The following is a 12,199-nucleotide window of genomic DNA, read 5'->3' on the forward strand; positions in this document are numbered from 1 at the left end:
GGCCGCCCTGACGGGCGTTCAGGTTGCTAAAGCAGCCTGTGTGAGCACTGCCCAGGTTCAGAATGACAAATAAAATAGCCTAATGAGATAGGCTCTAAGCTAACCCGCTGCTGTGGCGGGCCACATCGGATCTGACTATGACCATTAAAAGCGTAATTTGTGATATCGATGGCGTGCTGATGCACGACAACACGGCCGTTCCCGGCGCACAGGAGTTTTTACAGCGCATTCTGGCCAAAGAGATGCCGCTGGTGGTGCTGACGAACTATCCCTCGCAAACCGAGCAGGATCTGGCTAACCGTTTTGCCTCGGCCGGTGTCGAGGTTCCCGATTCCGTTTTCTATACCTCCGCAATGGCAACCGCCGACTTTCTGCGCCGTCAGGAGGGCAAAAAGGCGTATGTAATTGGTGAAGGCGCACTGATTCATGAACTCTACAAAGCGGGCTTTACCATTACCGATGTGAATCCCGATTTTGTCATTGTCGGAGAGACGCGCTCGTTTAACTGGGACATGATGCATAAAGCGGCTTTCTTCGTGGCTAATGGCGCTCGCTTTATTGCCACCAACCCCGATACCCATGCGCGCGGTTTTATTCCTGCCTGTGGCGCGCTCTGTGCGGGTATTGAGAAGATATCAGGCCGTCGCCCGTTTGTTGTCGGCAAACCCAGTCCCTACATCATGCGTGCCGCACTGAACAAAATGCAGGCCCACTCGGAAGAGACCGTGATTGTCGGTGACAATCTGCGAACCGATATTCTGGCCGGTTTTCAGGCGGGTCTGGAGACGGTGCTGGTGCTCTCCGGCGTCTCGACGCTGAGTGATATTGATGCCATGCCGTTCCGTCCGGACTGGATCTACCCTTCTGTGGCCGATATCGACCTGTTCTGATTCATTTCTCTTATGACGCATCCGGTTAATCTGTGATGCGTCACCCCTTTTTGCGCTATATCTCTCACTTTTACTGCCTGATTTCTGCTCACAAAAGCTATTTCATTGCTGATCCATCAACAAAATGGCTTTAAAATTATCGTTTATTCAATTTTATTGCCATGCAAGCAATCTTTTTATCAGTAAATCACGATTCCTCTTGCATTGAATGCACCAAATAGCGCATTTTCTTATGTATCACGCAGCATCAGGCTGCCGGACAAACGCAAAAGATAACATCGCCGTAAGGCGAGCTCAGGAGTCAGTTATGTGTTCAATTTTTGGTGTGCTGGATCTGAAAACCGATCCTGTTGAGCTGCGCAAAAAAGCGCTGGAATGTTCACGCTTAATGCGTCATCGCGGCCCGGACTGGTCAGGCGTCTACGCCGATGACCATGCTATTCTGGCGCATGAACGTCTCTCAATTGTTGACGTTAACAATGGCGCACAGCCGCTGTACAACGCCGATCACACCCACGTACTGGCAGTTAACGGCGAAATTTATAACCATCAGGCACTGCGCGCTGAACTCAGCGATCGCTACGCGTTTCAGACCGGTTCTGACTGTGAAGTGATTCTGGCGCTCTATCAGGAGAAAGGTGTCGATTTCCTCGATGAGCTGGAAGGCATGTTCGCCTTTATCCTCTATGACACCGTTAAAAAAACCTACCTGATTGGTCGCGACCACATCGGCATCATCCCGCTCTATATGGGTAACGATGAGCATGGCAACCTGTTTGTTGCTTCAGAAATGAAAGCGCTGGTGCCTGCCTGCCGTTCAATCAAAGAGTTCCCGCCGGGAAGCTACCTCTCCAGCACCGATGGCGAGATCCGCCGTTACTGGCAGCGCGACTGGATGGAATATAAAAACGTTGAGCACAACACCACCGACGCCGCTGGCCTGAAACATGCGCTGGAGGAGTCCGTGAAAAGCCACCTGATGTCAGATGTGCCTTACGGCGTGCTGCTGTCAGGCGGTCTGGACTCTTCCATCATTTCAGCCGTGACCAAGCGTTACGCGGCGAAGCGGGTTGAAGATCAGGATAAAAGTGATGCGTGGTGGCCACAGCTGCACTCCTTCGCGGTAGGGCTGGAAGGGTCACCCGACTTAAAAGCGGCGAAATCTGTGGCGGAGCATCTGGGCACCGTACACCATGAAATTCATTTCACCGTGCAGGAAGGTCTGGATGCCATTCGCGATGTGATTTATCACATTGAAACCTATGACGTCACCACCATTCGTGCCTCTACGCCAATGTACTTAATGTCGCGTAAAATTAAAGCGATGGGCATTAAGATGGTGCTGTCGGGCGAAGGCGCAGATGAAGTCTTCGGCGGCTATCTCTATTTCCATAAAGCGCCAGACGCCAAAGAGTTCCACGAAGAAAACGTACGTAAACTTCAGGCGCTGCATATGTTCGACTGCGCCCGTGCCAACAAAGCGATGTCCGCCTGGGGCGTTGAAGCCCGCGTACCGTTCCTGGATAAAAAATTCCTGGATGTGGCGATGCGTATTAACCCGGCCGATAAAATGTGTGGCAGCAACGGTAAAATGGAGAAGCACATTCTGCGTGAATGTTTCTCCTCTTACCTGCCGGAGAGCGTGGCGTGGCGTCAGAAAGAGCAGTTCTCGGATGGCGTGGGTTACAGCTGGATCGACTCACTGAAAGAAGTGGCTGCGAAGCAAATCAGCGATCAGCAGCTGGCTACCGCTCACTTCCGCTTCCCGTTCAACACGCCGGGTTCGAAAGAAGCCTATCTCTATCGTGAGATCTTTGAAGAGCTGTTCCCGTTGGCGAGCGCGGCAGAGTGTGTGCCTGGCGGTCCATCGGTCGCCTGTTCTTCTGCCAAAGCGATTGAATGGGATGAAGCGTTTAAAAACATGGACGATCCCTCTGGTCGTGCCGTGGGTGTGCATCAGTCAGCCTATAAATAAGCTGGCAGAGAGCAGCCAGAATGGGCCCGCTGCGGCCCATTTTTTTTACGATTAGCGTTGTATTCACTGAAAAATTGCCGAATAAACACTCAGGCTGGTTATAAGCCAGTCAAACAGCGGTTATCTGGCAAAAAACGGTAAAAAAATTGTTGACGCTGTCTGGTCAACTCCGCATAATGCGCCCCGCAACGCCGATGAAGGTAACGCGAAAAAAAGATGGCTACGTAGCTCAGCTGGTTAGAGCACAGCACTCATAATGCTGGGGTCACAGGTTCGATTCCCGTCGTAGCCACCATCTTTTTTTGCGGGAGTGGCGAAATTGGTAGACGCACCAGATTTAGGTTCTGGCGCCGCAAGGTGTGCGAGTTCAAGTCTCGCCTCCCGCACCATTTCATTATTCGGCAGCGTGGATGGGATATCGCCAAGCGGTAAGGCACCGGTTTTTGATACCGGCATTCCCTGGTTCGAATCCAGGTATCCCAGCCAATTTCGATGATTCTCGAGGCTGAGAACGGACGAATGGGATATCGCCAAGCGGTAAGGCACCGGTTTTTGATACCGGCATTCCCTGGTTCGAATCCAGGTATCCCAGCCATCATTGAAATGCAGTACAATTTGGCTACGTAGCTCAGCTGGTTAGAGCACAGCACTCATAATGCTGGGGTCACAGGTTCGATTCCCGTCGTAGCCACCATATAATTGGGGTGTCGCCAAGCGGTAAGGCACTGGTTTCTGATACCAGCATTCCGGGGTTCGAATCCCTGCACCCCAGCCATACAAAAGACAATTTGAAAAACACCATTATTGGGGTGTCGCCAAGCGGTAAGGCACTGGTTTCTGATACCAGCATTCCGGGGTTCGAATCCCTGCACCCCAGCCAAATTGCACAACCTGGCCCGCTTTTGCGGGCTTTGTTGTTTTTGTCGTTCCCCTTCCTGATTGCAGGCCCGCCGTATGGCGAGCCGACATGCGCAATCTGCTATAACCCCAGCGCGTAACGCAAAACCTGCCGCTTCAGTACCCCGGAATGTTCGGCGGCAATCAGACCGAGATTACGTGCAAACCGCAGCGGTGCCAGCTGATTGCTGAAGGCAAAATAGAACAAATCCATGCCGCCCTGCATCAGCATATTGTCTTTACGACGTTGCCGGTGATAGCGCTGCAATACGCGCTCGGATGCCCAATCCTCCGCCGCACCGCGCGCGCTGACCAGCACATTAATCAACGCATCAATATCACGATAGCCCAGATTCACGCCCTGCCCGGCCAGCGGATTAATGGTATGCGCGGCATCACCGACCAGCGCCAGTCCAGGCAGGACATACCGTGAAGCGTGACGCCGCACCAGCGGGAAACCGCCCGCTGCGTGGGCTTTAAAACGTCCCAGCCGCGCCGGGAAGTGGCTGGCTATCTCTTTTTCCAGCTGGGCCATCGGCATCGCCTGTAGCTGGCGGACTCTTGCAGGCGCGTCATACCAGACCAGCGAGGCCCGGTTGTCATACAGCGGCAAAAAGGCGCGCGGTCCCTGAGGCGTAAAGTGCTGCCAGGTCGCATCGCCTGCCGGATGTTCGCAGGTCACGCTGATCAGTAAACAGGATTGCGCATAGCTCCAGCCATGAATACCGATCCCGGCCATCTGTCGCACCTGAGAGTTCGCGCCATCAGCCCCAACCACCAGGCGGGCGTGTAAGGCAACGCCGTCGTTAAGGTCGATGCGCCAGCCGCCATTTTCTGGCTGCAGGTTCTCCAGGGTGGCCGGGCAATAGCAGGTCACGCCCAGCGACTGCATCTCCTCCCATAACGCCCGCTGAAGCACGCTGTTCTCGACCATAAAGCCCAGCTCGGGCAGCCCCAGCGAGGCCGCATCAAAACTCACCTGCGCCGTCTGCCACTCCCAGGTTTCCAGCCTGCGATAGGGCGCGCTGCGCATCGCCTCTACCCGAGGCCAGACGTTGAGCTGCTTCAGCAGTCCCACCGAGGATGAGCCAATCGCCGAAATTCGCAGATCGGGATCGCTGTCGGCATCAAAAGGAGCGGGTTCGGCACGCTCAATCACCGCAACGCGAAAATGTTGCTGCGTCAGTCCACATGCCAGCGCCGCACCGACCATGCCACCGCCAACAATCACTACATCAAACTGATTATCCTGCATTGCTTATGTCCCTCTCTTATTCCCGCCAGCCTGCGCAATACGGGTCTGAATAAAGCAAAGTGTACCGGAAAACCGGATTGCTGGCAGAAAAGCCCTGAGGCTGGTCACAACAGCATCAAAGCATTACAATACGCGCCCCGCACTTCACTGCACTGAATCAATGGTTAGCGCGATGACAAAAAAACTGCATATCAAAACCTGGGGATGTCAGATGAATGAGTATGATTCATCCAAGATGTCTGATCTGCTGAACAGTACGCACGGCTATACGCTGACCGAGGTTCCTGAAGAGGCGGATATTCTGCTGCTTAACACCTGTTCTATTCGCGAGAAAGCGCAGGAGAAGGTATTCCACCTGCTGGGACGCTGGAGAAAACTCAAAGAGCGCAACCCGGATGTGATTATCGGCGTGGGCGGCTGCGTGGCGTCGCAGGAAGGGGATCATATCCGCCAGCGTGCGCCCTGCGTGGATATCGTTTTTGGTCCGCAGACACTGCACCGCCTGCCAGAGATGATCAACACCGTGCGCGGCACCAAAAGCCCGGTGGTCGACATCAGCTTCCCGGAAATCGAGAAATTTGATCGCCTGCCGGAACCCCGCGCAGACGGCCCGACTGCCTTTGTCTCCATCATGGAAGGCTGCAACAAATATTGTACTTTCTGCGTGGTGCCTTACACCCGTGGCGAGGAAGTGAGCCGTCCCAGCGATGACATTCTGCTGGAGATCGCTCAGCTGGCGGCGCAGGGCGTGCGTGAAGTTAACCTGCTTGGCCAGAACGTTAACGCCTATCGTGGTGCCACCTTTGATGGTGAAATCTGTACCTTCGCTGAGTTGCTGCGCCTGGTCGCAGCCATCGACGGTATCGACCGCATTCGCTTCACCACCAGCCACCCGATTGAGTTCACCGATGACATCATCGAGGTCTACCGCGATACGCCGGAACTGGTGAGCTTCCTGCACCTGCCGGTTCAGAGTGGATCAGACCGTATTCTGACGCTGATGAAGCGTGCTCATACCGCGCTGGAATATAAGGCGATTATCCGCAAGCTGCGCGCGTCGCGCCCGGATATTGAGATCAGCTCTGACTTCATCATTGGTTTCCCCGGTGAAACTCAGCAGGATTTCGAGCAGACCATGAAGCTTATCGCCGAGATCAATTTCGACGTCAGCTTCAGCTTTATCTACTCTGCCCGTCCCGGCACGCCCGCCGCTGACCTGCCGGATGATGTGAGCGAAGAGGAGAAGAAGCAGCGTCTGTGGATCCTGCAGGACCGCATTAACCAGCAGGCGCAGGCGATCAGTCGCCGCATGGTGGGCACAGTGCAGCGTATTCTGGTGGAAGGCATCTCCCGCAAGAACGTGATGGAAGTCTCTGGCCGTACCGAAAATAACCGCGTGGTGAATTTCGAAGGCTCGCCTGAAATGATCGGCCGCTTTGTGGATGTTGAGATTGTCGATGTCTACACCAACTCGCTGCGCGGCAAACTGGTGCGTACTGAAGAAGAGATGGGGCTGCGCATGGCGGAAAGTCCGGCGTCCGTGATCGCGCGTACCCGTAAAGAAAATGAAATCGGCGTGAGTCTGTTCCAGCCGTGATGCCCGCTTTACTGTGCGGCAGCGCGCATCGCGTTGCCGCCAATTTCACTTTGCACCACTTGCTTTCTGAAAGTGTCGCCCAAATATCTCTCCATAAGCTTGCGCCCAGGCGTTACGGCATAAATAATTTCGTTATGGTGCATCCGGTTAATCTTAACGGTGCGTCAGACACATCCCATAACTGGCCCTGAGTGACCCAAAGGATTCGTTTGAATATCGAAACTCGTGAAATCGCCCTTGAACCGGCTGATAACCGTCGTCTGATGAGCCTGTGTGGGCCTTTCGACGATAATGTAAAACAGCTTGAGCGTCGTCTGGGCATTGAGATCAATCGTCGCGACAACGTTTTTAAGCTGTCAGGACGTCCACTTTGCGTCAATGCCGCAGCAGATATTCTGAAAACCCTCTATGTTGATACCGCGCCTGTGCGTGGCGACATCCCGGATATCGAGCCTGATCAGATTCACCTGGCGATCAAAGAGAGCCGGGTACTGGAGCAAACCGCTGAGAGCGTGCCGGAGTACGGTAAAGCGGTCAATATCAAGACCAAGCGCGGTGTGATCAAGCCGCGCACCCCAAACCAGGCACAGTACATCGCTAATGTGCTCGACCACGATATCACCTTTGGTGTCGGCCCGGCCGGTACCGGTAAAACCTATCTGGCGGTAGCCGCAGCAGTCGATGCGCTGGAGCGTCAGGAGATTCGCCGCATCATGCTGACCCGCCCAGCCGTCGAAGCGGGTGAAAAGCTCGGCTTTCTGCCAGGCGATCTGAGCCAGAAAGTCGACCCTTATCTGCGTCCGCTCTACGATGCGCTGTTCGAAATGCTCGGCTTCGAGCGGGTAGAAAAGCTGATGGAGCGCAACGTCATTGAAGTCGCCCCGCTGGCCTACATGCGCGGTCGTACCCTGAACGATGCATTCATCATTCTTGATGAGAGCCAGAACACCACCATCGAACAGATGAAGATGTTCCTGACGCGTATCGGCTTTAACTCTAAAGCGGTGATTACCGGCGACGTTACCCAGATTGACCTGCCGCGTCACGTCAAGTCAGGCCTGCGTCATGCCATTGAGGTGCTGGCGGACGTTGAAGAGATCAGCTTCAACTTCTTCCACAGCGAAGATGTGGTGCGCCATCCGGTGGTTGCACGCATTGTTACCGCCTATGAAGCCTGGGAAGCGGCCGATCAGACCCGTCGTGACCAGCAGGCCGAAGAGCGTAAACGTGAAGCACTGGCTGCACAGAGCGCCACGCAGGAGAGCAAATGAGCGAGGTGATTCTCGACCTGCAGGTCGCCTGTGACAACACCGCTGACCTGCCTGATGAAAGCCAGTTTCATCGCTGGCTGTCAGCGGCTGTCACCCCTTTTCAGCCGGAAAGCGAAGTCACGGTGCGTCTGGTTGATGAAGCGGAGAGTCATGAGCTTAATCTGACTTATCGCGGCAAAGACAAGCCGACCAACGTCCTCTCTTTCCCGTTTGAAGCGCCGCCGGGCATTGAGCTGCCGCTGCTGGGCGATCTGATCATCTGCCGCCAGGTCGTTGAGCAGGAAGCCGCTGAACAGGGTAAAAGCGTTGAAGCCCACTGGGCACATATGGTGGTACACGGCACGCTGCATCTGCTGGGTTACGACCATATTGAAGACGACGAAGCGGACGAGATGGAAGGGCTGGAGACCGAGATAATGCTTGCTCTTGGGTATCCTGATCCGTACATTTCGGAGAAAGAAGACGCCTGAATCCTGAATTCAGTCAATCCTGCTGTCAGTACAGGTTACTGACAGCACCCATTCCTCACCAGAGAGATCTTTAAAAACCGCCATGAGCGACGACCATTCTCAAAACAGCGATGCACCCAGTAGTAAAAAGGGATTTTTCTCCCTGTTGATCAACCAACTCTTTCACGGTGAACCAAAAAGCCGTGATGAGCTACTGGAGCTGATCCGCGACTCGAATAACAAAGAGCTGATTGACCAGGACACCCGCGACATGCTCGAAGGGGTACTGGATATTGCGGAGCAGCGCGTGCGTGACATCATGATCCCGCGCTCGCAAATGATCACCCTGAAACGTAATCAGAGCCTCGAAGAGTGTCTGGATGTCATCATCGAATCCGCCCATTCTCGTTTCCCGGTGATCAGCGAAGATAAAGATCATGTGGAAGGGATTCTGATGGCGAAAGATCTGCTGCCGTTTATGAGCAGCGAATCTGAGCCTTTCAGCATTGAGAAAGTGCTGCGTCCTGCGGTGGTTGTGCCTGAAAGTAAGCGTGTCGACCGGATGCTGAAAGAGTTCCGCTCCCAGCGTTACCACATGGCGATCGTCATTGATGAGTTTGGCGGTGTCTCCGGTCTGGTGACCATTGAAGACATCCTGGAGCTGATCGTCGGTGAAATTGAAGATGAGTATGACGATGAAGAAGATCGTGATATCCGTCAGCTCAACCGTCACACCTTTACGGTGCGCGCACTGACTGCCATTGAAGATTTCAACGAGGTGTTTGGCACCCAGTTCAGCGACGATGAAGTCGACACCATCGGTGGTCTGGTGATGCAGGGCTTCGGTCATCTGCCCGCTCGCGGTGAAAGCATCGAGATTGAGGGGTACCAGTTCAAGGTGGCGATGGCTGACAGCCGCCGCATTATCCAGGTTCACGTGACTATTCCGGAAAATTCGCCACAACCTCAACTGGAAAACGAATAAGTCTATGGCTTTAGCCTCACTCTACCCGCGTCAGCGGGTTCGCCTGCTGCTGGCTTTAATAACGGGTGCACTTGGCACCCTCTCCTTCTCTCCTTATGATTTCTGGCCCGCCGCGCTGCTCTCGCTGTGCGGCTTACAGCTGCTGACTCTTAACCGCTCCAGCCCGCAGGCCAGCGCGATCGGTTTTGTCTGGGGATTAGGTCTGTTCGGCAGTGGCATCAACTGGGTTTATGTCAGTGTCGCCACCTTTGGCGGCATGCCTGGCCCGGTCAATGTTTTTATCGTAGCGCTGCTGGCGGCTTATCTGGCGATCTACCCGGCGCTGTTTGCCGGCGTACTGAATCGCATCTGGCCGCGAACGACGCTGTGGCGCCTGGCGCTGGCGGCACCGGCATTGTGGCAGATGACCGAGTTCCTGCGCGGCTGGGTGCTGACCGGCTTTCCGTGGCTGCAGTTTGGTTACAGCCAGATCGATGGCCCGTTAAAAGGCCTGGCCCCGCTGGCCGGCGTAGAGACGCTGACCTTCCTGCTGATGGTGGTGGCTGGCCTGCTGGCTTATGCCCTGCAACAGCGCAACGTCAGAAGTCTGGTGGCGGCGCTGCTGCTGCTGGCATTGCCATGGCCGTTGCGCTACATCCAGTGGGTTCAGCCGATGCCCGAGCGGGCCGTCGAGGTGGCGCTGGTCCAGGGGAACATTCCGCAATCGATGAAGTGGGATCCGCAGCAGCTGCTCACTACCCTGCGCATTTACAACGGTCTGAGTCAGCCGCTGATGGGCAAAGCGCCGATTATTATCTGGCCTGAATCGGCAATTACCGATCTGGAGAGTAATCAGCAGCCGTTCCTGCGTTCGCTGGATGACGAACTGCGTGAGCGCGGCAGTTCGCTGATCACCGGCATTGTGGACTCCCGGCTGGAACAGAACCGATATCACGATTACAACACCGTGATCGTGCTGGGCGGTAAAGCGCCGTACAACTACTTCAGCGGCAATCGTTACCAGAAGAATCACCTGGTGCCATTTGGCGAATTTGTGCCGCTGGCCGATCTGCTGCGTCCGCTGGCCCCGTTCTTCGATCTGCCGATGTCGGCCTTCAGTCGTGGCAACTACCTCCAGCCGCAACTCAGCGTGGCGGGCTATAAGCTGACCAGCGCCATCTGTTATGAGATCGTGCTGGGAGAGCAGGTGCGTGCCAACTTCCATCCCGACACCAACTTCCTGCTCACCGTTTCGAACGATGCCTGGTTTGGTCACTCTATCGGCCCATGGCAGCACTTCCAGATGGCGAGGATGCGTGCGCTGGAACTGGGACGTCCGCTGTTGCGCAGCACCAATAATGGTGTGACGGCGGTGGTTAATGCCAGTGGTGATGTGGAAGCCATGCTGCCGCAGTTTACCCGCGATGTGCTGACCAGCAAGGTTACGCCAACACAGGGAGAAACCCCGTATGCGCGGGCTGGCCTCTGGCCAGTATGGTCACTGACGCTGCTGGCGGCGGTGATAGCACTCCTGCGCCGTCGTCGATAACCTCCCCTCCTGTGCTCACTGAAGGCGAAGCACGTGCTTCGCCTTTTTCATGGTGACTCTCCGGTTTTTTTCACTCCCCACGCCGCACACTCTGCTGTCTTTCTAACCCATAACCTCTTTCTGGCACGATGATTGCAAAATGTTTCACTGCTTTTCGCAAACAGGCTGATTGCAGGCGCTGATGCCGGGCGGGTTGCACCAAAACAATTGACGCTGCTGCACCATTAACGCGCAGGGTGAAAAAATTGCCTTTTTTTGGTGCGTATCACCTCGCAAAAAAGAAACTTTTTTGTTTCATTGCGTTAACAATCCGCTATGTTAATGACTCTTCTGCGCCCGTTTAAACCGCAGAATGAGCAGAAACGCAGCAGAAAACAGACACAACATCATAATCAGCGCAGGTTATATCCTGTGCCTTTTTCATACGAAGGAGTTGGAACATGCAACTACGCAAAGTGGCATTATCTCTTCTGCTGATCAGCGCAGCGGCGGGAGCGGCCCAGGCGGAAGATCTCAGCGGCACCCTGAAGAAGATCAATGACAATGGCGTCATTGTGGTCGGGCATCGCGAATCATCAGTTCCCTTTTCTTATTATGACAACCAGCAAAAAGTCGTCGGCTACTCACAGGCTTACTCAAACGCCATCGTTGAAGCGATTAAAGCAAAGCTGAACAAGCCTGATCTGCAGGTCAAAATGATCCCGATCACCTCACAAAACCGTATTCCGCTGCTGCAAAACGGCACCTACGATTATGAGTGTGGCTCGACCACCAATAACCTTGAGCGCCAGAAACAGGCCGCCTTCTCAGACACTATTTTTGTTATCGGCACCCGTCTGCTGGTTAAGAAAGATGGCCCGATCAAAGATTTCGCTGACCTGAAAGGCAAAACCGTAGTGGTGACCTCAGGTACCACCTCTGAAGTGCTGCTGCACAAACTCAACGACGAACAGAAACTGGATCTGCGCATCATCAGCGCAAAAGATCACGGTGACTCCTTCCGTACGCTGGAAACCGGTCGTGCCGTGGCCTTTATGATGGATGATGCCCTGCTGGCAGGCGAACGCGCCAAAGCCAAAAAGCCGGACAACTGGGAAATCCTGGGCACGCCACAGTCAAAAGAAGCCTATGGCTGCATGCTGCGTAAAGATGATCCGCAGTTCAAAGCGCTGGTGGATGAAACCATTGCCAAAGCCCAGACCTCTGGCCAGGCAGAAAAATGGTTCGACACCTGGTTCAAACAGCCGATTCCACCAAAGAACCTGAACATGAACTTTGAGCTGTCTGATGACATGAAAGCGCTGTTCAAAACGCCAAATGATAAAGCACTGAATTAACAACAAAATACCCAA

9 protein-coding genes and 7 tRNA genes are annotated in these 12,199 nt (G+C 54.5%); 15 read left to right on the forward strand and 1 reads right to left on the reverse strand.

The genetic code is table 11. The annotated features are described in order from the left end of the window. Positions 1-137 precede the first annotated feature (137 nt). From ACR8BN_RS13680 to ACR8BN_RS13720, 9 genes are all read left to right on the forward strand, one after another. Positions 138-890 (forward strand): HAD-IIA family hydrolase, encoded by a 753-nt coding sequence (locus ACR8BN_RS13680; RefSeq protein WP_010260664.1) that lies wholly within the window; start codon positions 138-140, stop codon positions 888-890. 307 nt (positions 891-1,197) lie between these two features. Beyond that, complete coding sequence (asnB, locus tag ACR8BN_RS13685) at positions 1,198-2,865, forward strand: asparagine synthase B (RefSeq protein ID WP_031592223.1); 1,668 nt, start codon at positions 1,198-1,200, stop codon at positions 2,863-2,865. Between the two features lie 218 nt (positions 2,866-3,083). Beyond that, a tRNA-Met gene (locus tag ACR8BN_RS13690) sits at positions 3,084-3,160 on the forward strand. Positions 3,161-3,169: 9 nt separating this feature from the next. Further along, a tRNA-Leu gene (locus ACR8BN_RS13695) sits at positions 3,170-3,254 on the forward strand. A 22-nt stretch (positions 3,255-3,276) separates the two neighbouring features. Further along, positions 3,277-3,351: transfer RNA gene (locus tag ACR8BN_RS13700), tRNA-Gln, on the forward strand. Positions 3,352-3,385: 34 nt separating this feature from the next. Further along, positions 3,386-3,460, forward strand: a tRNA-Gln gene (locus tag ACR8BN_RS13705). Between the two features lie 22 nt (positions 3,461-3,482). Further along, positions 3,483-3,559, forward strand: a tRNA-Met gene (locus ACR8BN_RS13710). A gap of 6 nt (positions 3,560-3,565) precedes the next feature. Then, a tRNA-Gln gene (locus ACR8BN_RS13715) sits at positions 3,566-3,640 on the forward strand. Between the two features lie 30 nt (positions 3,641-3,670). Further along, positions 3,671-3,745, forward strand: a tRNA-Gln gene (locus ACR8BN_RS13720). Positions 3,746-3,844: 99 nt separating this feature from the next. Here the strand turns inward: ACR8BN_RS13720 and ubiF are convergent. Further along, positions 3,845-5,017: a 3-demethoxyubiquinol 3-hydroxylase gene (gene ubiF / locus ACR8BN_RS13725; protein WP_115758733.1), complete on the reverse strand. Its 1,173-nt coding sequence runs from the start codon at positions 5,015-5,017 to the stop codon at positions 3,845-3,847. 172 nt (positions 5,018-5,189) lie between these two features. Here ubiF and miaB point away from each other — a divergent pair, with 172 nt between their 5' ends. The 6 genes from miaB to ACR8BN_RS13755 all read left to right on the forward strand — a co-directional run bounded on the left by miaB (position 5,190) and on the right by ACR8BN_RS13755 (position 12,184). Further along, positions 5,190-6,614, forward strand: a complete 1,425-nt coding sequence (gene miaB, locus ACR8BN_RS13730) for a tRNA (N6-isopentenyl adenosine(37)-C2)-methylthiotransferase MiaB (protein WP_434747026.1) — start codon at positions 5,190-5,192, stop codon at positions 6,612-6,614. A gap of 209 nt (positions 6,615-6,823) precedes the next feature. Continuing rightward, positions 6,824-7,885 (forward strand): PhoH family protein, encoded by a 1,062-nt coding sequence (locus tag ACR8BN_RS13735; RefSeq protein ID WP_010258952.1) that lies wholly within the window; start codon positions 6,824-6,826, stop codon positions 7,883-7,885. Continuing rightward, entirely contained in the window at positions 7,882-8,355 is a 474-nt protein-coding gene (gene ybeY / locus ACR8BN_RS13740) for an rRNA maturation RNase YbeY (RefSeq protein WP_033785461.1), read from the forward strand. The genes ACR8BN_RS13735 and ybeY overlap by 4 nt, the downstream gene beginning before the upstream one ends. An 82-nt stretch (positions 8,356-8,437) precedes the next feature. Continuing rightward, positions 8,438-9,319 (forward strand): CNNM family magnesium/cobalt transport protein CorC, encoded by an 882-nt coding sequence (corC, locus tag ACR8BN_RS13745; protein WP_031592226.1) that lies wholly within the window; start codon positions 8,438-8,440, stop codon positions 9,317-9,319. A 4-nt stretch (positions 9,320-9,323) separates the two neighbouring features. Next, positions 9,324-10,847 carry an apolipoprotein N-acyltransferase gene (gene lnt, locus ACR8BN_RS13750; protein ID WP_434747027.1) on the forward strand — a complete coding sequence of 508 codons (1,524 nt, stop codon included), beginning with the start codon at positions 9,324-9,326 and terminating at the stop codon, positions 10,845-10,847. Between the two features lie 440 nt (positions 10,848-11,287). Further along, entirely contained in the window at positions 11,288-12,184 is an 897-nt protein-coding gene (locus ACR8BN_RS13755; protein WP_010258958.1) for an amino acid ABC transporter substrate-binding protein, read from the forward strand. Positions 12,185-12,199 lie beyond the last annotated feature (15 nt).

The organism is Pantoea sp. Lu_F5_004, from assembly GCF_051136245.1.
In the GTDB taxonomy this organism is placed as follows: Bacteria; Pseudomonadota; Gammaproteobacteria; order Enterobacterales; family Enterobacteriaceae; genus Pantoea; species Pantoea agglomerans.